The sequence below is a fragment of the Psychrobacter sp. NZS113 genome, from assembly GCF_015864825.1.
Lineage (GTDB): Bacteria > Pseudomonadota > Gammaproteobacteria > Pseudomonadales > Moraxellaceae > Psychrobacter.
Window position 1 is genome coordinate 184,277 of sequence record NZ_JADYWL010000001.1, and the last position, 22,376, is coordinate 206,652.

Genomic DNA, 22,376 nt, shown 5'->3' on the forward strand with positions numbered 1-22,376 from the left:
CCAGTAGCGATTAGGACTTGACGCTTGATATTAGATACTTAGGATTTGAACTTCACTGTACCACTCGTACCTGTGGCCATTGCATCACGAGCCAGTTGATCTTCGAGATGGTTTTTTGCGCTGATGGCGTCAGGGTCAGGGCGATGCTCGGTATGCCCACACAGAGTACACTCGATGTATTCATCAGGTGCTGGAGCTACAATATTAACCTGTACTACCGCGTCTACTGCTTGGCATTTTGGACAGCGAACACCTGCTAAAAACCGGCGTTTAGGGCTTGATGATTGGTAGCGCATTTAAATCACCTCATGAGTCGTTTGAGCATTGGCAGCATTGACGTTTTTAGAATTATCAAAACCACTATGACGTAATAGCGCATCGATACTGGCACTACGACCACGGAAGTTCTCAAAATTGATTTTGGCTGGAAAGCTACCACCAACGGATAGGATAGTTTCGCGGAAAGCTTTACCTGTAGCTGGGTTGAAAATACCATCTTCTTCAAACTTACTAAAAGCATCTGCGGATAACAGCTCCGCCCATTTATAAGAGTAATAGCCAGCCGCATAACCTCCTGCAAAGATATGACTAAAACCATTGGCAAAGCGGTTGTAATCAGGCGTTTGCATGATAGAGATATCGCTGCGCACTGTGTTCAGAGTTGCTAAAACACCATCATAATCAAGTGCTGGCGAATGCCCATGAATCAACAGGTCAAACAGGGCGAATTCGATTTGACGCAGTGTTTGCATACCGCTTTGGAAGTTTTTAACGGCCAATAGAGCATCAAGTTTATCTTTAGGTAACGGCTCACCGGTCTCGACATGACTACTAATTAGCGCAATACCTTCCGCATCCCATGCCCAGTTTTCCATAAACTGGCTTGGTAGTTCAACTGCGTCCCACTCGACGCCATTGACACCCGCGACATCACCGACAGTCACTTGGGTTAATAGGTGATGCAAACCATGGCCGAACTCATGGAATAAAGTCAATACTTCGTCATGAGTCAATAAGCTTGGCTTGCCCGCAAGTGCAGGGGTGAAGTTACCGACCATAAAGCAAACAGGTAACTGTTGGTGATCTTGCTCGTCATAAGTATAACGCGACTGAAAACCATTCATCCACGCACCGCCTCGCTTGCCACTACGTGCAAACAAATCGAAATAGAAGCCGCCAAGTAAGTGGTCATCAGCATCAAACAACTGATAAAAACGCACATCATCATGCCAGCGTGACACAGACTCACTCTGCTCTTGTACTTTAATCCCGTACAAGCGCTCAACGATAGCAAATAGACCGCCAATCACTTTTGGCAATGGGAAGTAAGGTCGTATTTCTTCTTGTGACAAGCTGAATTCGCTTTGTTTTACTTTTTCAGCGATATAGGCACTGTCCCATGATTGTAAGTCATCGATACTATGGTTCTTTGCATATGCCTGCAATTGTTCTAGGTCTTGCTTAGCGGTAGGCGTTGCTTGCTCTGCTAGGTCACGTAAGAATGCTTCAACTTCTGCCACGTTGTCAGCCATTTTGGTCGATAGTGAGACCTCTGCATAATTATCGAAACCTAATAGCTTTGCCTTTTGCTCACGCAAACTCAGAATTTGACTCATAATATCAGCGTTGTTTAGCGACTCACCTTTGGCATTGGTATGCTCATCAAATTCAGATGCACGGGTGACGTAAGCGCGGTACATAGTCTCACGCAAATCGCGATCATCAGCATGAGTCATGATAGCGAGATAGACAGGAATGTTTAAACTCGCCACATAATAAGGCGTTGATAGCGCTTCAATATCAGCTTGCGTGAGTACACCGCTGGCAAGCTGACTGGCTTTATATTGCTCACCTGCATCTGCCAATAATGCCAAACCACTTTCGGTCAAACCTGCTAACTGATTGTCTTGTAAAGGCAGAGCAAATGCTTGTGTGGCATCTAAAACATGATCAGAGAAAGTTGCTGATAAGGTGGATAGTTTGCTTTGAATGGCCGCAAATCTTTCCTGCTCAGCTTTAGGTAATGCGACTCCTGATAGCTCAAAGCTTCGTAGCGCAAGCTCAATGGCACGTGAGCGTGCAGGTTCAAGCGCCGCAAAAAATGCTGTGTCATTCACGATAGTTTGATAACGATTAAACAGCGGTTGATGTTGTCCGACACGAGTGCCATAAGCCGATAGTTTGGGTAGCAGTTCATGATGTACATGACGGGTTTCATCATCACTCATCACGCTATTAAGATGCGATAGGACACCCCAACTACGATCTAGCGCGAGATTAATATGATCAAAAGTCATCACATCCTCTAGGGCAGCAGTACTATTATCTATGCTGTCTGTCATGGCATCTAAAAATGCATTGGCACTATCGATAGCATTGATAACTTGGCTTTGTAACATACTCGGCGTAGCAGTGGCAAAATCAACAAGCCGTAAATCTGAAGAAATAGAGGTCATAAAAGTATCCGATATTAGTAAATGAATTATTATTAATTAAGCGTGGTGTGATAAAAAATATCAATTGACCAAAAATGTAGTGCGTTTAATTTTTAATATCTTGTGATTTCATATGTAAGTTATATAAAAGATGGGTTCGTTTGATAAAAATACAACCTGATTACTCATAATATAAAGAGTAAAAGAATGAAGTTAGCGAGATACAGACTATATGGAACAAAAAATCTCAACGTCTATAGGGATATAGATTGCTCTATTTACAAAGAACCATCATTTGATTGCAAATCAGTCGTATAGATAGGATAGTCTTGCTGTTAGCATCAAAGTAATAGCACAAAAAAATAATCGTTAATACATTGATATACAAGGTATTAAGATTTTATATAAAATATTAAGTTTCTGTGTATGTAATGTCGACTACCCATACTGATATGAACGTATGTATGGGTTCGAAAGTAAAGCAATGGAGTATTAATCAAAGAGGATGTGACTAAATTCCCTGATACGCAACAGCAGGTATTTATAAGGCCTCTATTTTTTATCAGTTTTAAAAGCGTACATTGCATAAGTGGTTGGTTATTAATAACTAACACCTAGAAAATCTACAACGTTAAGAGTAAATGATAATAAAACAAGGAGCAATATATGAAAGCAACTCTCAAAAGCTTACGCGAGACCAAAGCCAATCCTGCGGTCAGTATTTTTGTCAAGACTCATCGCGAGCATCCTGCTAACGAACAAGATTCAATCGCTCTAAAAAACCAATTAAAAATCGTCGAAGAACGTTTAACCAATGAATATGACAAGCGCACAGCGACTACCATTCTAGATAATATTCATGCCAAAACCAAAGAGCTAAATCACAACCTAAATCTCGATACTCTAGCTATTTTTGCCAGTACTGACGATGTGCAAGTGATCCGTATGCCGATCGATACCACTGAACGTGTCATGATCTCACATCGTTTTGCGACCCGAGATTTGGTACGTGATATGGCAAGTGCGGTTCATTATTATACGGTAGTGCTAACCCGTGATAGTGCACGCTTGATCGAAGCGTCTAACGATCGAGTCATTAGAGAGTTAGATAAAGAAGATGACTTGCAAAACAATATGGAGAACATCCCTTTCCCGATTGAAAATAATGGCCTGTACACAACGGGAGATGGCGGCACAGATCGTTCATCGAATAATGAAAGTAGCTATTTAAAAGAGTTCTTTAACCAAGTGGACAAGAGTGTGCAAGAGCTATGGGGCGAACATAAAATGCCGCTCGTGGTTGTGGGCGATGCCAAAAATATCGGTTACTACAAAGAAGTATGCGATCGACCAGACAACATCATTGCCACAGTATCAAATGCTACCAACTTAGAAGACGGTAGCGCTCAGCATATCGTCGATAGTGTACAAGAAGCCGTAGAAGAGTACCGTACGTCATTGCATAAAGCTGCTATGGGTGATATCGATAAGGCTCGCGGTGCCAATATGCTGCAGACTGACTTACAAGAAGTGTATCGTAGCGCGTTCCAAGGGGTGGGTGAGACACTTTACGTGCGCCGTCGATACATCCAGTCGGCTAAAATTGACGAGCAAGCGCAGACATTGAGTATCGTAGATGATGCTGCCACCGAAGGCGTCACTGATGACGCAGTGGGCGAAATCATTGAGCATGTTATCCACAATGGTGGTAAAGCAGTATTTTTACCAGAAGATATCATGGGTGCCGATCAGCCGATTGCTTTGGTAACTCGATATTAGATTGGTAGTGACAGCTACTAGTGATGCTTATTTATCAATGAGCTATTGATAGTACGCAATCATGATATAGAGCATTGGTTCAATATGAGCCAGTGCTCTTTTTTTATCTAACTTTAATATGTGCTTAATACGTATTGGAAGAGGTTTTTTCTTTTCTCAGATCTAATCCTTAATGGATTGAGCACATATTACTTTTCAGACACACAAAAAGGACTGGTTCATATAGAACCAGTCCTTTTTCATGCTAAATATATTTATATCGTTCAAAAAATGAACAATACCTAGTAGCTTTCAGACGGTTCAGAATAGAGCAGTATTTATCATTATGGTGCACAGTGTTCCACTATAGTGCATTTTTTAATTTGTTTATAAATCAATTTATACCTTAGCTTATTTACTGTCGAAACCGTGTTTGCTCTCTATTGTTGAGATAGTATTAAACTTATTCTCATTCGATATGGCCTATATATATCAAGCTATAAGCGTACTTAGAAGAGAAGTTGTTTTGGAAGAATGCAACTGATACAGCCAGTGTTTTTAGGTCGCTAATCTTACTTTTAGCGAAAAACTAGAGACAAGTTGATAGCGGTGGATGACGGCTGGCACACCGCTTGCATTGTTAATAGTACACGGTTAACTACCGTATATCATCAATCTAAGAGCTAAAAAAATGCCGTCTAGGGTTCCGATATAGTAGAGGAAAGTTTTCTAAAACTATATGACTGGTCCGAGAGATGGCGGTTCGAAAGAACTACACGGAGGGATAAAAGCCCGGGAGACTCTAAGTGACACTGATCACTTAAGCTCATAACTGTGGAGTTTTTTATGTCATCCGTTTCAATCACTACTTCCGATAGTTCGTATTCAGATCGTTTCACCACGCCTCTACCAGGTGGCCACCATTGGTGTGGACGTATCAATAAAAACACTGTATTAACGCTCAAATCACTGGCAGCCAATGCCAATGCTAGCCTATATGTGGTCAATGCTGATGAGAAGCTTGAACGCTTCAACATGCCAGATAGTCTAAAAGCACAACACACCTTATACCTATCTGAAGGTCACGTACTCTACTCCGATATGGGCCGAGTGCTGGCCTCTATTATCAGCGATGACCATGGCTGGAACGATGCTATTTGTGGCCCTAGCACCGCTGCTATGATTCGCTCACAATATGGCAAAAAAACCTTCCAAGATGCTCGTAACGAGCGCTATCAAAACGGTCTTGACGGACTATTAACAGAGATGTCGAAGTTTGCGCTAAATGAGCGCGATCTTACGGCAACGGTCAATTTATTCTCCAAAGTCACCCCCGATCTACAAGGGCAGCTGTCCTATATCGCTGCTGACAACACCAACCAATCTATCGCCCTACGGTTTGAGATGAATTGCTTAGTATTCATCTGTAACGCCCCGCACCCACTTGAACCATCAGATATCTATGATCCAGCTGATATTGAGCTAACCATTCAGCAGGCAGCGCCTATAGTGCCAAAGGCAGGGTTTGATATTTGCCGTGACTCTTGCTCGCAAAACCAACGCGGGTTTGAGAATAATGCACGCTATTTTGGCGACTATACGAACGCCTAACGAAAGGCAGTGTTCGATAGGCGAAAGCAGCTATTAAATGCTTATCAATTAAGTGGCATTAAATACTAATCAAGTGGTTATCAATTTCTAATTTTTGACTGACAAAACGAGTTTTATAGGCTCATTCACATAACATTTATGCCTATAACGTTTACAACCAGTCATATCAACTAAGAGAGCAGACTCATGACAACTAACAATGATACTAAAAATAAAGATCAAGCTATTCAAAATCCAGCATCAACAACTTTAGAGTCAATCGATTCCAAGACGATCAAGCTACGTGAGGTTTGTGCTGCTGGAGAGGGGTGGATGGCAGAGGTTAAGAAAAACCAGACCTTGCGTATTATAGATACCGAAGGCAATCAAGCGGTCGATACCTTGTTTATAAGCTGTGCCGATATTGCTGAACGTTATAGTGCCACGGATACATTGGCACAAAATCAAAAGCTGTTTTTAGAGATGGGTAGTCAGCTATTCACTAATAGAGGGCGCGTCATTGCCACTATCACAGATGACACTTGCGGTCGTCATGATACGTTGGGCGGTGCATGCTCATGTGAGAGTAATACCGTGCGTTACGCTCATGATACTTATCCTATGCATAGCTGCCGAAACAACTTTATGCATACCCTAGCAACGCATTCAGTTGCTCAAAAATATGATCTGAACCTACGTCATGTCGGACCAAACATCAATTTCTTTATGAACGTGCCTATTACGCCTGATGGTAGTTTGGCGTTTGATGATGGCATCTCAGCCCCTGGCAAATACGTCGATATCACTGCACAAATGGACATGATTGTCCTGATATCGAACTGTCCTCAGCTCAACAATCCCTGCAACGGTTATAACCCCACGCCTATTGAGCTGGTGATTTATGAGTAAGTAAGCGATTTTCGAACAAGACGATACTGCCTATTAATGAGAATGCTGAGGAAGTTGTGATGTTTAAAAAAGTATTGATTGCCAATCGCGGTGCTATTGCTTGCCGAATTATACGTACTTTAAAGCAAATGGGTGTCGGCTCGGTCGTTGTCTATACCGATGTAGATCGAGGCTCACTACATGTCAGTCAGGCTGATGAAGCCATCAACATTGGCTCTGGTCCTGCCAGTGATAGCTACCTGAATATGGATAAAGTATTGCAAGCAGCGATCGATTCAGGTGCAGAAGCAATTCATCCTGGTTATGGGTTTTTATCAGAAAACGCGGCGTTCTGTGATCGCTGTACAGCAGCTGGTATTGCTTTTATTGGGCCAACCTCTGAGCAGCTGCTGAGCTTTGGGCTCAAGCATACGGCACGTAAGCTCGCCATTGACAGCCAAGTGCCATTGTTACCTGGTAGCGAACTGCTACAAGATGTGGACGAAGCATTATGTGAGGCCAAACGTATTGGTTACCCTGTCATGCTCAAAAGCACTGCAGGCGGTGGTGGTATCGGGATGCGTCTGGTATGGAACGAGATCGAACTAAAAGATGCTTACGAGTCTGTGCATCATTTGGCACAAAGCAACTTCAGTGATGCAGGGCTATATCTCGAAAAATTTGTAGAGCATGCTCGCCATATCGAGGTACAAGTATTTGGTGACGGGGCAGGTAATATCATCACCTTAGGAGAGCGTGACTGTTCTATCCAGCGTCGTAATCAAAAGGTGATTGAAGAAACACCAGCGCCTTTACTATCAGATGCACAAAGACAAAATCTACAAGAGGTGGCGACTAAGTTGATGCAACAAGTCAACTATCGCTCTGCTGGTACCGTTGAGTTTGTGATGAATGTGTCGACGCAAGACTTCTATTTCTTGGAAGTGAACACACGCTTGCAAGTTGAGCATGGTGTCACAGAAGAAATCTATCAAGTGGATTTAGTACGCTGGATGATTGAGCTGGCTGCAGGCGAGTTCGTGTTGCCAGAGCTGCCGCTGCACGCTTCAGGACATTCTATTCAAGTGCGTCTGTATGCTGAAGATCCTGTCAAAAGCTTTCAGCCAAGCACGGGGATTTTAACGGATGCCTATTTTGATACAGCGGCTCGTGTCGAGACCTGGATAGAAACGGGCAGTGAGATATCAGCCTTTTATGACCCGATGCTAGCAAAAATCATCGTGACGGCACCTGACCGCAAGCAAGCACTGGAGAAAATGAGCCAAAGTTTGGCCGTGTCACGTATGGCAGGTCTTGAAACCAATCTTGAGTATTTGCAGCAGATAGTGGCCTCAGAGACGTTTTATCAAGGCGAGCAGACTACAAGGTTTTTGAACACTTTTACATGGCTCAGTCAAAAAATTGAAGTGTTGCAGTCGGGCGTACAGACGGCCGTGCAAGATGTACTTGGCCGAGAAGGCTACTGGGATGTGGGCGTACCACCATCAGGGGCAATAGATGGTCTGAGTCTCAATACGGGTAATCAGCTGTTGGGCAATCCATTTAACACCGCAGGTCTTGAATGCGTGGTTACAGGACCGACCTTATTGTTCCATTGCGACAGTCAGATTGCCATTACTGGCGGTAACATGGCTTGTACCTTGGATGGTGTAGAGCAGCCGATGTGGCAAACCATTCCTATACGTAAAGGTCAAAAACTTATTTGTGGCAATATTACCTCAGGCTGCCGAAGCTATATCGCCATCAAAGGTGGCATAGATGTTCCTGAGTATTTGGGTAGTCAAGCGACCTTTAGTTTAGGCCAGTTTGGTGGTCATGCTGGTCGTAACTTACTTATCGGCGACATGCTACCGGTTGTACAGTGCGATACGTCTATTGCTACTAAAACCTTATCTGCTGCACAGCAACCAACGTTTAATGGACTATGGCAAATCGCGGTCATGTATGGACCACACGGCGCGCCAGATTTCTTTACGGACGCTGATGTGACGCAGTTCTTTGAACATGAATGGGACGTTCATCACAATTCTAGCCGTACTGGTATACGTCTGGTCGGACCTAAACCTGAATGGGCGCGTGAAGACGGCGGCGAGGCAGGACTACATCCCTCAAATATCCATGACAATGCATATGCTGTTGGTGCGATTGACTTCACAGGTGACATGCCGATCATTTTAGGGCCTGATGGGCCAAGCCTCGGTGGCTTTGTCTGCTTGAGCGTCATCGTCGCAGGTGAGCGCTGGAAAATGGGACAGCTCAAAGCAGGTGATCGAGTGCAGTTTGTCCCTGTCAGCTATGATCAAGCCGCACAACTACATCAGAACTACGATGACATGCTACGGGCTGATGACTGTTATTTGGTGGATTATGATTTACCTATTCATACAGAAAACGCGACTTTGCAGACAGCCATATTAGACACCTTACCCATCCATAATGACCAACCAAAAGTGGTGTATCGTCCTGCTGGAGACAGCTATATATTGATTGAGTATGGCGAGCAGGTGCTTGATTTGCAATTGCGCTTCCGCGTTCAGGCGTTGATGGAGTGCCTACAAGCACAGCATATCGATGCCATCATCGACATGACACCAGGTATCCGCTCGTTATTAGTGCATTACCATTCATTAAAATTGCCACAGGCAGCACTGCTGGCAATCCTCAAGCAAGCAGAAAGTGCATTGCCCGATATTAAGCATATGCAAGTGCCGTCCAGAATTGTTCATCTACCTATGGCGTGGGCTGACTCTCAGACTAAGCTAGCAACTGAGAAGTATCAGCAACTTGTCTATCCTGACGCACCTTGGTGCCCCGATAATATCGAGTTTATCAGACGTATCAATGGCTTGGCCTCTGCCCAAGCGGTAAAAGACATTGTCTATGATGCCAGCTACTTGGTCATGGGACTGGGTGATGTCTATTTGGGTGCGCCTGTTGCCACACCACTCGATCCAAGACATCGTTTGGTCACCACCAAATACAATCCTGCCAGAACATGGACACCAGAGAATGCGGTGGGTATCGGCGGCGCTTACATGTGCATCTACGGTATGGAAGGCCCAGGCGGCTATCAGTTCGTCGGTAGGACGCTACAAATCTGGAACCGCTATCGCTCGCATCCAAGCTTTGAAGCTGAAAAACCATGGTTACTACGATTCTTTGATCAAATTCGCTTTTATGAAGTCAGTGAAGAAGAGCTGTTATCGATGCGAACTGCCTTTAAGGCAGGTGAGCTATCGATTGAGGTTGAAGATAGTGTGTTAAACCTCGCTGAGTATTACGAGATGTTGCATGAAAACAAGGACAGTATTCAGACGTTCAAAGATCAGCAGCAAGCCAACTTTGATGCTGAGCGACAACGCTGGAAGCAGCAAGGTCTTGATCAGTATGTGGGCGAAGATATCGACGCGGTAGAAGTATCATCAGAAGTTTCTGTACCTGAGGGCGGGGTAGTCGTCAAAGCTCATATGATGGGCAGTGTCTGGAAGATTTCTTGCGCGGTAGGTGATGTGGTCGATGAGGGGCAGACCCTAGCAATCATAGAAGCCATGAAAATTGAGATACCAATTGTCTCACCCGTTACGATGCAGGTCGTGAGTATTGAAATTGAAATTGGTACTACAGTGAAACCCGAGCAACCTTTATTTGTACTTGCACCCATTACTGCTCACGAGACATTGGTGGCAGACTCAAACGCACACGAAGAAAGCTGATGCTGTACGGACTCATCTAGCCGATAGTGAGATAGCAAAACAACGATAAAAATGGCGAAGGATAATAGAGAGAGCAACTATGCAAAAGAATTGGACAATCAAAGATTGGCAAAGCGCTTATGCCAAAGGAACTACCCAGCTAAGTGATCTACTGGATTATGTGGCGGGTATTAGCAATGATAATAATGCTTGGATTGAGGTTGCTACTCCTGAGCAGCTGACCGCCCAGATTGACAGTATCGCCACGCAAAACCCCCAAGACTTACCGCTATACGGTATACCGTTTGCGGTAAAAGACAACATTGATGTGGCAGGGTTTCATACCACGGCAGGATGTACAGCTCCTTTGTATTTGGCTGACAAAGACGCACATGTGATTGCCAAGCTCAAGTCGGCAGGCGCTATCGTCATCGGCAAAACCAATCTTGACCAGTTCGCGACAGGACTGGTAGGTACGCGCTCACCTTATGGGGCGGTGGCCAACAGTTTCAATCCTGACTATATCAGTGGTGGCTCAAGCTCAGGCTCTGCGGTCAGTGTGGCAAATGGCATCGTTCCTTTTGCATTAGGAACGGATACAGCAGGCTCTGGACGTGTGCCTGCGGGTCACAACAATATCGTAGGTTTGAAGCCAACAAAAGGCTGGTTCTCCAGTACGGGTCTCATTCCCGCTTGTCGATTACATGATGTTATTTCTATTTTTGCGCTGGGTGTTGATGATGCGTGGCATGTAGCTCAGCTAATGAAAGGCTACGATAAAGAAGACGATTACAGTCGTATCCATCCTGCCACTGCTCCAGTCGCCTTTAGTCTTGGCAAAATCGCTATCCCTAATAGCTTAGAGTTTTACGGTGATACCGAATCAGAGCAGGCTTTTGAGATAGCCATCACGCAGTTACAAACGATGGGCTATGAGATCACACCGATAGACTTTACGGTCTTTAATGAGTTAGCAGATGCGCTCTATAACGATAGCTGGGTCAGTGAACGCACCTTTGCCATCGATCAGCTCGTCGAGCGTGATGAGCTGCTGCCTGTCACTCGCCAAATCATCAGTCAAGCTGAGAACTACAATGCGGTTGATGCAATGAGTGCTGAGTATTCGCGCGCTGCACTAAGTCGCCTTATTCAACAAATGCTATCTGAATTTGACGCATTAATGGTGCCAACCGCACCAACCATCTATACCATCGATGCGGTCAATGCTGACCCGTTAACGAAAAACAGCCATATGGGTGCTTATACTAATTTTGTGAATCTAGCGGACTTGTCGGCGTTGGCGTTGCCGAATCTAATCGCTAGAGATGGCCTGCCACGCGGTGTGACCTTTATCGCTATGGGCTGGCATGACGAAGCTTTAGCCAATTTTGGTCATCAGTGGCAGACCGCTCTGGATATACCAATGGGAACCTCTAACCATCGTTATCACTCCGGCACCTCTCAAACACAAACAGCTCAATCTGAACAACCGCAATCGCTTATTCCACTAAGTACAGATGACAGTGATAGTAGCGTGGCGTTAGCCGTGGTTGGTGCGCATTTGAGTGGTATGCCGCTCAATTATCAGCTGACCGATAGAGGCGGTGTGTTGTCCGAACAAACCCAAACGGCAGCAGCTTATCAGCTCTTTGCATTGGCAGGATCGACACCTGCCAAACCGGGACTGAAACGCCATGATGAAGGACGCTCTATTGCGGTAGAAGTTTGGAGAATTCCTAGAGCGAGATTTGGCGAAATCGTCAACGAGGTGCCATCACCATTAGGAATTGGCAATGTTGAATTGGCAGACGGACGCTGGGTCAAGAGCTTCATTTGTGAAGAATATGGGTTTAAAGGCGGTACAGATGTGACCGCGTTCGGTGGTTGGAAAGCTTATATAGCCAAGCAGTCAGAGCCCGTAACTTAGACTGACTCAATTGAATTACGATCCAAAAATAGTAGCGCCAGTAATATTCTCTCTCGTGGTATTGCAAACAATAATCAACGGACATTCCCATAATGGGCTTGTCTTTATTCAAGGAGCAAAACTCATGAATCGACGCTTATTTACTTTTGCGGTTCTCTCAAGCTTTATGTTATTTGGTTGTGACAATACGGCTACCGTCTCAGCACCTGAGGGCGAGGCAACATCAGAAAAAGTTACTGCCTCAAATGATGAACCGATTTCTATCGGTTATAGCGATTGGCCAGGTTTTGTTGCTTGGCAAATTGCTATCGAAAAAGGTTGGTTTGATGAGGAAGGAGTTAATGTTGAGTTTAAGTGGTTTGATTACTCTGCCTCGTTATCTGCTTTTGCATCTAGCCAGTTGGATGCTATTTCTGTTACCAATGGCGACAACCTAGTCAACGCTGCAAGTGGTAGTGAGGGCATCATTATCTTGGTCAACGACTACTCAGCAGGTAATGATCAAATCATCGCTAAACCTCCTATCAATAGCATAGCCGATCTAAAAGGTAAATCAATTGGCGTTGAGAAAGGGTTGGTAGATCACTTGATGCTTAATAGTGCGCTGGCTGCGAATGGATTGACAGAGGCTGATGTAACATTAGTGAACGCTACTACAAACGAGCTACCGCAAGTCTTCAAAAATGACAGTATTGATGCCATTGCTATCTGGCAGCCTAATGCCAACCAAGCACTGAAAAACGTGCCAAGTGCAAAAGCCATCTATACCTCAGCGGATGAGCCAGGTCTTATTTATGACACGTTAGCCGTCAGTCCAGCCAGTCTGTCTGCGCACAAGGCAGAGTACGCCAAGATCATTCAGGTGTGGGGCAAGGTCGTCAACTATATCAATGATCCAGCGACTAGAGATGATGCGATTAGCATTATGTCTAACAAGGTAAATGTGTCTGCTGACCAGTATAGTGCCTTCTTAAATGGGACAAAACTGATGAGCATTGAGGACAATAAAAGAATCTTTGCAAAATCTGATGAGCTGAGTTCTATTTATGGCTCTAGCTATCATGTCAACCAGTTCAATATTGATAATCAGATTTATGATCAGAAGCTCGATATAGATAAGTTGATCTATCCTGATTTGATTAATCAGTAAGGATAGTTGCCGTTTTATTTATTACAAAGGCAGTGGTTGTCGAGTCTTTATCATCGTTTTAGAGGGTAGTCTATGAGTCATATTAATACATATCTAACCAAGAAAACCACGCTTGGGCTCAATGTACTCTCATTTTTGATTCCAATCTTAATATGGTGTGCGGTTAGCTACCTTCCTTTTATTTGGCATCCGCAAGTTGAGATTACTGATGCAGGCGCGAGTACCTACCTACAAGAAGGCAGCCGCATCGATAAAGAGGTATTTTATCGAGAAGCACAGGATGCGATGGCCTCTGATGCAGTACCGCCGCAAGGAAAGCTGGTCAACCCTGTCTACCTGCCAGCACCTGATGAGGTAGCCACAGCGATGGTCACTGCGTTTGTTACCCCGCCTACACAAGTTGATGGTCCTTGGTTACATGAGAGTCTCTGGCAGAGTATCCGTACGGTATTTATCGCTTTTTTTATCTCATCTATCGTCGGTATACCACTAGGTCTGCTGTGCGGGTTCTCTCAGAAAATCGCACAAATCACTCAGCCTTTCGTAGAGTTCTTTCGCTATCTACCAGCGCCAGCATTTGGACCTTTGGCCGTGGCGGTGCTTGGTATCTACGATGGACCAAAAATTGCCATCATCGTGATTGGGACTCTATTTCAACAGATTCTAATCATTGCAAATACCACGCGTACCATGGATCTTGGTTTGATTGAGGCAGGCTACACGCTAGGCACGACCAAACTAAAAAGCTTCTTTTATGTACTGCTGCCTGCAGTCTTGCCTGACGTCTATAGAGACTTACGAGTCCTATTGGGCTGGGCATGGACGTATTTGATTGTCGCTGAACTGATAGGGACGACGTCAGGTATTACATGGTTTATTGTGCAACAAGCCCGCTATCAGCATTTTGATAACGTCTATGCAGGTATTCTACTCATTGGGTTTATCGGTTTAGGTACAGATATCTTGTTGTACCAGCTCGGTAAAAAACTATTCAAATGGAAAGCGAGTATTTAAATGATAAATAACGATATGGTCTCTTCCGTCCCTACAGATAGTGCACGCAACACCCATAGCGGTGCCACTGATGATTATTTCAAAGCGCTTTATCAGCGAAATGTGGTGCTGCAAGTTGATCAACTGACACAATCGTTTGATCAAGGTGGTAGCCAAAAAGTGATATTAAAAGATGTCAGCCTAAAAATCTATGAGCGTGAGTTTGTGTGTGTGATTGGTCCATCGGGTTGTGGTAAATCAACATTGGGGCGTATCGTTGCAGGATTAGATGCTTATCCCAGTGGAGAAGTAATCGTTGACAAAGAAAAAGTCAAAGGCCCAAGCGCCAGTCGTGGCATGGTTTTTCAAGGTTATACGTTATTTCCTTGGAAGACGGTGAAAGAAAATGTCATGTTTGGCCCTATCATGGGTGGCCGCAGCAAGTCGAGTGCAGAGCGTAGCGCTCGTGAGTGGCTTGATGTGGTCGGACTGACTAAGTACGAAAACCACTATCCGCATCAACTGTCTGGCGGTATGAAGCAGCGTGTTGCGATTGCGCGAGCGCTGGTCAATGAGCCAAAGGTATTGATCATGGATGAACCGTTTGGCGCACTTGATCCTTACACACGTCAAAAAATGCAAAAGCACTTGCTGGATTTGTGGCGCAATATTGATATTACTATCGTATTTATTACGCATGATATGGATGAGGCAGTATTACTGTCAGATCGTATCGTTGTACTCAAAGCCAATCCAGGAGAGGTACAAGAGATTATTGAAGTGCCGCTCGCACGTCCTCGTTCTCCCGATATTGTGACAGACAGTCATTTTTTACAACTAAAAGCTCGTATCAATAGTATCGTTCACAATCCACAGCCTATTATTGATCCTGCGTTGACAGATATGCCTGATATCCCACGTATGACGCCTTTAGACACACACAAATCAGCAACATAGCCATTTATCTTAAATTATCAGTGGCATCACCTAGTATTAATTTTAACCAGCATGATTGTTGTTAGCCATACGGCGCACAGTTGCTCTTTGTTGTATTGAGTCACAAAGACTATGATCTATTTATCAGTTTCTCTTAGCAATACTACTACGAGTTACCTATGATTAACTGCTGCTGATAAATACGACTGCTGTTATACTCAGTAGCGTATTCATCTGCTTGCTGATCTTTTTATGACGAACGAATTTATGACTACCACCTCTTTTGTGCTAACCAGCTACAATATTCACAAAGGCATGTCACCACTGAACCGCCAAGTAAAAATGCAAGGTATTGCTAAAGCACTGGAAGCTGCGGGTGCGGATATACTGTGCTTGCAAGAAGTGCAAGGACAAAACCTCAAGCGCAACATACAATATAACGAATACCCAGATCAGTCGCAGCACGAATGGTTTGGCGAGTTTTTAGATCTAGAAAACAGCTATGGTAAAAACTCAGAGTACGAGAACGGCCATCATGGTAATGCTGTATTGAGCCGATTCCCGTTAGATCCAAAGCACAATGTCAATATTACCGTCAATAAGCTCGAGCAACGCGGTGTCTTACACTGTGAGGTACAGCCTATCGGTTGGGAGCGACCTATTGTTGTATTATGTGCGCATCTCAATTTATTTGAGCGTGATCGTATTAAGCAGTATGAAGCCATTACTAACTATATATGTCATGAGATTTCTGATGATCAGCCATTGATTTTGGCAGGTGATTTTAATGACTGGAAAAAAATGTCTTGCGATAAACTGGCGCATGATCTTGGTATGACCGAAGCCTTTAAACATTGCCATGGCAAGCTAATGCCAACGTTCCCAGCCAAGTTACCCGTACTCAGTTTAGACCGTATTTATGTGCGCAATCTAAAGATAAAAGATGCGTGGGTACACACTGGTAAGCCTTGGTCAACACTATCAGATCATCTGCCGATTAGCGCAGAATTGGCTTTGCTATAAAATAGCGATAAAGTACTAAAAAAATAATGAGAAAAGTTCTATAAAATTAAGCTTGTATAAAATGCAGCCTTTATCAAATAAAGTGTCAATCAAAAAATGGGTGCAAAATAAATCGCCCGATAACATATAAGGATATATAACGATGACTAATAGTCAAATACCAAATACTCAGCATGCGGTGCTCATACGTGAATTTGGCGAGCCTGAGGTGATGCAATATCAAGATGGTGTAGCGATGCCAGAACTGGCTGACGACCAAGTATTGATAAAAATTGCCTACGCTGGTATCAATCCTGTGGACTATAAGACACGTCAAGGTAAGGGTTGGGGAGCGGCTGCCATCCAAACAGAAAAATTCGATAACGACCAGCCTGCAATTTTAGGTTTTGATGTAGCAGGCGAAGTAGTCAGCAGTAATAACGACGAGTTTGCCATCGGCGATAGAGTGGCCGCTTTGAGCTTTAGTGGTTGCGGCTATGCACAATATGCGGCAGTAGATGCCAAGTTGCTTGCAAAAGTACCAGAAAATGTCACGTTGGAGCAAGCGGGGGCATTGCCTTGTATTGGTCAAACGGCGTTACAGTTTGTAGATTTTGCAGATATAAAAGCAGATGAGCATGTGGTGATTAATGCGCCAGCAGGCGGCGTCGGACATTTATTGATTCAATTGCTCATGAATAAAGTGGCGCAAGATAATATCAAGGTGACGGTAATTTGCTCACCAGAAAAATACGCCAAGCTTGATGAATTGATAGATGTATCTAAGCTGACTGGCTGGATTGATTATACTAAGGATGAGGCATTCCCTGAGCTGCAAGCGGATGTACTGTTAGATTTGGTCGGCGGTGAGGCAGGTATACGAGCGCTTAGCGTGATCAAGCCTGAAGGTCATGTTTATGTGCTACCCACCATTTGGGTAGATAAGCTCAAAGAAGCGGGTAGTCAAAAGAACTTAAATGTGGCCGGTTATAAGTCGCAACGTAATGGTGAAGATATGGCGCGTGTTTTACAGCAAGTCGCTGATGGCAAGCTGACGCTAAAGATTCAAGAAATCTATCCATTATCTGAAGTCGTTGCCGCTCACCATGAGCTACAAAAGGGTGATGCCTTTGGCAAGATAGTTTTGAAGGCTGACTAGCTCAAAGCCATTTTTCGAAACGTCAGACTAATACGTCCTTCTGAGACTGTTTTAGTCTTAGTGATACTGTGCTTCCAAAATTTTTGCGTATCACCATGCATGACTACCAATTGACCAGACTCAAGATAAAGCTCAACTTTATCTTGGGTTTTTTTGTGCTTCAAGACAAACTTACGCGTCGCACCAAGAGATAGCGAAGCGATAACTGGCTGAGCACCTAGCTCTTTTTCATCATCTGCATGATAGCCCATACCGTCAGAGCCAGAAGGGTAATAGTTAAGCAAGCAAGTATTAAAATTAGCAGTAACACCAATTTTTGCTAAAGCCTGCTCAATATGCTGTTTCACGTGGAACACTGTGCTTGACCATGGCACTGTCTGCCGAACATGCCCTGAATATTGATAGTCTGCCTCTGTATCTCCCATCCAAACGATTTGTCGAGTCGTCACGTGAGTCTTACCAAATAACGTTACGATATCTGATTGCCAAGGAAGGTCGGTGAGTAAGGTGTTATACAAAATATCGGCGTCATCGATAATCACCCCTATATCGTTCACCTTACCATCGTAGGGTAGTAGATTATCCGTGGGTGCAGGGGCAAAGAGATCGGTCATGGGTCTGTCGTCGTAAATCCTTATTTGCTACTTTGATAGTTTTCAATGATGATTTGAGCACATAATTCAGGTGCTTCCATTGGCAACAGATGACCATATTCTAATAAGGATATTATGCGGTTGTCCGGTACGAATTTGCGCCACTGCTTGCGCACTTTATCATTGATAAACAAAGTAGGCTTGCCAGTAATCAGCGTATAAGGACATTTGAGCTGCTTCAGTGCGCTGTCAATATGAGGGGCACCAAAATAGTTGGCGAGCTCTTGCTCAGGCGCGAATATCAAGGTATAGCTGCCATCAGGATTTTTGATCAAGCTTTGCTCAGCGAATATCCGTAAGTGTGCATCGCTGATACGTCGATAGGCAGATTGCGCGCGCAAATGCTCATAATAATCATTGACATTTGACCATATGGTTTGTTTGATCAGCGTGCTTTTAAACGGCTCACGGTTCAGCAGAAACCTACGTGGCAAGAGATTATATAGTCTGGCTTGTCTTTTAATAAACGTCACAGGTTCTATTAGATATAGCTGTGAAAACAGTTCTGGGCGCTTGGCTGCTGCGATTGCAGTGGCAGTGGCTCCTTGCGAATGACCAATACCAACGACGGGCTTGTCTTGTGTTCTTTCTAGGAATTCAATAAGTATTTCGGCATCTTGCTCGCGCGTCAGACGACGACGTTGTGGTTTGTCATACCAATAGCCGCGTAAGGCGAGGGATCTGATATCAAAGTCAGTTGCCAAAGCACTTAGTAGTGGTAAGTAGGTGCCAACAGTGAAGCTATTGCCACCATAAAAATGTGCCGGTACACGTGAGGCAGTGTTTGTGTTTGTTTTTGATGGTGCCGATGGCGCAAGCCGACTAAGATTATAGTAGCGCGCTTGTTTTCCACTAATATTAATACTTTTTGCAAATGCTTTCATAAGGTAAACACCTCCTTGTGTCTGATTTTTAATGAGAATTAACCACTTTTAGCCTATTGCGATGACTATAGAGTGAATCGAAGACACGCCTTAGCTGTCTTCACCTAAGAAGCCACCACTTTGACGATGCCACAACCGTGCATAGACGCCGTGTAGAGCCAATAGCTCGTCATGACTGCCTTGCTCAATGATTCGACCTTTATCCATAACGACCAGTCGATCAAGTGCGGCAATGGTAGAGAGGCGATGGGCGATGGCAATGACTGTTTTGCCTGTCATAATGTCATTCAAGCTTTCGGTAATAGCAAATTCAATCTCAGAGTCAAGTGCACTGGTTGCTTCGTCTAATAGTAAGATCGGCGCGTTTTTTAGCATAACACGTGAGATGGCAATACGTTGACGTTGTCCGCCAGAGAGTTTGACACCACGTTCACCGACTTGGGTATCAAGACCGACATTGCCTTTATCATCATACAAGTCTTTGATGAAGTCCCACGCTTGGGCTTGCTTGGTAGCGGTAATGATTTCTTCATCGGTCGCATCAGGACGACCGTAAGCGATGTTTTCACGTACAGTACGATGTAATAAAGAAGTGTCTTGGGTGACCATACCGATTTGTTGGCGTAAGGACTCCTGAGTAACCGCATCAATCGCTTGACCATCGATTAGGATTTTACCGCTATCAACATCGAAAAAGCGTAATAGTAAATTCACCAACGTTGATTTACCCGCCCCCGAGCGACCAACCAAACCTATCTTCTCACCTGGTGCGATGTCCAAATAAAAGTTATCGAGGAGCTTGATAGTAGACGTTGCTGGTACTTTTGCTTCGTCTAAATTTTTGCCATCGATATCATCGGCATTGTTATTACTTTCATAGCTAAAATCTACGTCATCGAACACGATACGACCTTTAGATACGTCTAAAGCGGGCGCGCTTGGCTGATCGACAATGGTTTGTGGGGCCGATAGTGTGCGCATGCCATCTTGTACCGTACCGATACTTTCAAATAAACTGGCAGTTTGCCACATAATCCACCGTGTCAGACCATTCAAACGTAGTGCCATCGCAGTCGCAGCCGCAAACGCGCCCACACCGACGTCTCCTTGCTGCCATAGATATAGACCAATACCCGCAGTGCTGCTGACTAAGATAACACTGATAAGGTGAGTTGAGACTTCTAGATAACTGACCCAGCGCATCTGTGCATGGACAGTGCCCAAAAACTGACCCATGGCATTTTTAGCATAACCAAGCTCACGGCGCGAATGGCTAAATAGCTTGACGGTCATGATATTGGCATAAGCATCAGTAATGCGTCCAACCATCAATGCACGGGCATCTGCCTGAACAATGGCAGTGTGTTTTAATTTAGGAATAAAGTACCAAATACTCAGAGCAACCAAGACAAACCAGATGATAAAAGGAATTAATAGTAAGCTGTCTAAGTTGAATAAAATAATGCCCGAGGTGATAAAGTAGACAGAGACATACATGAACATGTCAGTAACGGTCATAACTGTATCACGCACAGCCAGTGCCGTTTGCATGACCTTTGCTGAGACGCGTCCTGAAAACTCATCTTGATAAAACTGCATTGATTGTCCAAGCATACGCTGATGGAAACGCCAGCGCATTTGCATAGGAAACACACCTTGCAAGGTCTGAAAATGAATGAACGATGATAAGGCAATCCACAATGGGCTGATTATCATGACTGCTAGCATCATCAGCAGCATATCGCCTTTTTCTAACCATAAATTCTGCGGGGTATACACGCCGAGCCAGTCGACAATATTGCCAATCCAAGCAAACAGCATCGCTTCATAAATACCAATACCTGCTGACAAAAGCATAAACAGCAGTAGCCAACCGCGTAGACCTTTGGTACACACCCATAGGAATTTGAGCATGCCATCACGAGGGGAAGGCAGCGGCATAGGGGAATCGGGGAAGGCAGGCAGGCGGTTTTCAAAAAAGCGAAATAGAGTATTCATAGGTAGTCATAAAACATCAATAGCAGTACGCCAAAATCAACGATATCACTCGTTATTTTGAATCTTTACTTTAGTTATTAGGATTGCTTGCTATTTTAGCAAACTTCACAATTAGACCTGCATGCTAATTGTAATTTGAACGGTATAGGTCAATTAGTTATTAGGGCTGTCATCAATTCAATCGATAGCTACGAAAAAATATTTTGTTACATGTTATTATTCTACTCTTTTGGGCAGTCCAAGTTTCATATGCAAACTTTCTGGTTTTTGAATTTGCTGTTTTTTTGAACTCTCTAGTTTTTTGAAAAGTCATCACGCAAAAATTGTCGTTTAACAAGGTAAAAGCTCATGGTGTACTTAACGATAGCGGTGTTTTGTAGCGTCGCTGTTTCAGTGTTATTAAAGATATTACGACAAAAAAACATAGACATACGTCAGACCATCGTTGCTGGTTATCCCGTGGCTTGTTTATTGACTTGGCTTTTGTTAAAACCAGATACAAGCGGGATGAGCACCCTTGGTAGTGCGTGGGGTGTGATTGTTGCTCTCGGTATAATGCTGCCCGCCGTGTTCATTATACTTGGCCGCGCAATTGAATCGGTGGGTATGGTTGCGACCGATGCAGCGCAACGTCTGTCATTAATCATTCCTATCGTGGCATCTTTTCTATTGTTTGGTGAGCTGATTACAGGTACGCATATATTGGGATTGGCATTAGGATTTCTAGCATTAGCAGCTTTGGTCTATCGTCCACAGCATGCTGAGATTAGTCAGCATGCCAAACGCACGCCACTTTGGTTGTTTGGTGTATGGGCAGGCTATGGCATTATTGATATCTTATTCAAACAGGTCGCCAAACAAGGTACTGCTTTTCCACTCACGCTATTTGTCAGCTTTGGGTTAGCAGGTTTATTACTGCTGATTTATTTACTGGTTACTCGTGTGCGCTGGCAAGGAAATGCGCTTGCAGCAGGATTGCTGTTAGGTACGCTCAATACGGGTAATATCTATGCTTATGTGCGTGCGCATCAAGTAATGCATGACTCTCCTAGTATCGTCTTTACTGGTATGAATGTTGGCGTTATCGCAGTTGCTACTTTGATTGGTGTTGGAGTCTTTAAGGAGCAGCTTAATCGTATTAATGTATTGGGTTTATTATTAGCGATTTGCTGCGTGGCGCTACTGTTTTTAGCATAATGATTTATTCTAAAGACGAGAGTGTGGTGACGACCTTATGAAAGCGTTAACCTATCAGATATAGGCGTACACAGCGTCTTATGTTAAGGTTGT

Annotated in this window: 16 protein-coding genes and 1 riboswitch; of the genes, 11 read left to right on the forward strand and 5 right to left on the reverse strand. The window is 44.1% G+C overall.

The features are described from left to right. Positions 1 to 38: 38 nt before the first annotated feature. Together I6E61_RS00840 and I6E61_RS00845 are read right to left on the reverse strand one after the other, a co-directional pair. Complete coding sequence (locus tag I6E61_RS00840; RefSeq protein ID WP_197128615.1) at positions 39 to 296, reverse strand: YheV family putative metal-binding protein; 258 nt, start codon at positions 294 to 296, stop codon at positions 39 to 41. Continuing rightward, the gene (locus tag I6E61_RS00845) at positions 297 to 2,456 is read right to left on the reverse strand and encodes a M3 family metallopeptidase (RefSeq protein WP_197128617.1); all 2,160 of its coding nucleotides are present in this window, start codon (positions 2,454 to 2,456) and stop codon (positions 297 to 299) included. Positions 2,457 to 3,101: 645 nt separating this feature from the next. Between I6E61_RS00845 and I6E61_RS00850 the strand changes: the two genes are divergently transcribed. The 10 genes from I6E61_RS00850 (at position 3,102) to I6E61_RS00895 (ending at position 17,551) form a co-directional block, all read left to right on the forward strand. After that, positions 3,102 to 4,214 carry a hypothetical protein gene (locus I6E61_RS00850; protein ID WP_197128619.1) on the forward strand — a complete coding sequence of 371 codons (1,113 nt, stop codon included), beginning with the start codon at positions 3,102 to 3,104 and terminating at the stop codon, positions 4,212 to 4,214. A 666-nt stretch (positions 4,215 to 4,880) separates the two neighbouring features. After that, a riboswitch (guanidine-I (ykkC/yxkD leader) is annotated at positions 4,881 to 4,994 on the forward strand. A 45-nt stretch (positions 4,995 to 5,039) separates the two neighbouring features. Beyond that, positions 5,040 to 5,804 carry an urea amidolyase associated protein UAAP1 gene (locus I6E61_RS00855; protein WP_197128621.1) on the forward strand — a complete coding sequence of 255 codons (765 nt, stop codon included), beginning with the start codon at positions 5,040 to 5,042 and terminating at the stop codon, positions 5,802 to 5,804. A 186-nt stretch (positions 5,805 to 5,990) separates the two neighbouring features. After that, on the forward strand, positions 5,991 to 6,692 hold the full coding sequence (locus tag I6E61_RS00860; protein WP_197128623.1) for an urea amidolyase associated protein UAAP2: 702 nt from the start codon (positions 5,991 to 5,993) through the stop codon (positions 6,690 to 6,692). A gap of 59 nt (positions 6,693 to 6,751) precedes the next feature. After that, complete coding sequence (gene uca, locus I6E61_RS00865; RefSeq protein ID WP_197128625.1) at positions 6,752 to 10,405, forward strand: urea carboxylase; 3,654 nt, start codon at positions 6,752 to 6,754, stop codon at positions 10,403 to 10,405. A 79-nt stretch (positions 10,406 to 10,484) separates the two neighbouring features. Then, a complete protein-coding gene (atzF, locus tag I6E61_RS00870) occupies positions 10,485 to 12,311 on the forward strand; it encodes an allophanate hydrolase (protein ID WP_197128627.1) in 1,827 nt (608 codons plus the stop codon). 124 nt (positions 12,312 to 12,435) lie between these two features. Then, positions 12,436 to 13,461 (forward strand): ABC transporter substrate-binding protein, encoded by a 1,026-nt coding sequence (locus I6E61_RS00875; RefSeq protein ID WP_197128629.1) that lies wholly within the window; start codon positions 12,436 to 12,438, stop codon positions 13,459 to 13,461. A 72-nt stretch (positions 13,462 to 13,533) separates the two neighbouring features. Then, positions 13,534 to 14,475, forward strand: a complete 942-nt coding sequence (locus I6E61_RS00880; RefSeq protein ID WP_197128637.1) for an ABC transporter permease — start codon at positions 13,534 to 13,536, stop codon at positions 14,473 to 14,475. A gap of 15 nt (positions 14,476 to 14,490) precedes the next feature. Next, positions 14,491 to 15,411, forward strand: coding sequence for an ABC transporter ATP-binding protein (locus I6E61_RS00885; protein WP_197129422.1), 921 nt, complete (start codon positions 14,491 to 14,493; stop codon positions 15,409 to 15,411). 246 nt (positions 15,412 to 15,657) lie between these two features. Continuing rightward, positions 15,658 to 16,413, forward strand: coding sequence for an endonuclease/exonuclease/phosphatase family protein (locus I6E61_RS00890; protein WP_197128639.1), 756 nt, complete (start codon positions 15,658 to 15,660; stop codon positions 16,411 to 16,413). A 142-nt stretch (positions 16,414 to 16,555) separates the two neighbouring features. Beyond that, positions 16,556 to 17,551, forward strand: a complete 996-nt coding sequence (locus I6E61_RS00895; RefSeq protein ID WP_197128641.1) for an NADP-dependent oxidoreductase — start codon at positions 16,556 to 16,558, stop codon at positions 17,549 to 17,551. On the opposite strand, the gene I6E61_RS00900 is transcribed toward I6E61_RS00895, so the two are convergent. The 3 genes from I6E61_RS00900 to I6E61_RS00910 all read right to left on the reverse strand — a co-directional run bounded on the left by I6E61_RS00900 (position 17,548) and on the right by I6E61_RS00910 (position 21,086). Next, positions 17,548 to 18,165 carry an alpha-ketoglutarate-dependent dioxygenase AlkB gene (locus I6E61_RS00900; protein WP_197128643.1) on the reverse strand — a complete coding sequence of 206 codons (618 nt, stop codon included), beginning with the start codon at positions 18,163 to 18,165 and terminating at the stop codon, positions 17,548 to 17,550. The genes I6E61_RS00895 and I6E61_RS00900 overlap by 4 nt on opposite strands. A 20-nt stretch (positions 18,166 to 18,185) precedes the next feature. Then, entirely contained in the window at positions 18,186 to 19,088 is a 903-nt protein-coding gene (locus I6E61_RS00905; protein ID WP_197128645.1) for an alpha/beta fold hydrolase, read from the reverse strand. Positions 19,089 to 19,178: 90 nt separating this feature from the next. Further along, positions 19,179 to 21,086 carry an ABC transporter ATP-binding protein gene (locus I6E61_RS00910; protein ID WP_197128647.1) on the reverse strand — a complete coding sequence of 636 codons (1,908 nt, stop codon included), beginning with the start codon at positions 21,084 to 21,086 and terminating at the stop codon, positions 19,179 to 19,181. A 348-nt stretch (positions 21,087 to 21,434) separates the two neighbouring features. On the opposite strand from I6E61_RS00910, the gene I6E61_RS00915 reads away from it, so the two are divergent. Next, on the forward strand, positions 21,435 to 22,283 hold the full coding sequence (locus I6E61_RS00915; RefSeq protein WP_197128649.1) for an EamA/RhaT family transporter: 849 nt from the start codon (positions 21,435 to 21,437) through the stop codon (positions 22,281 to 22,283). The last annotated feature ends 93 nt before the right edge of the window (positions 22,284 to 22,376 follow it).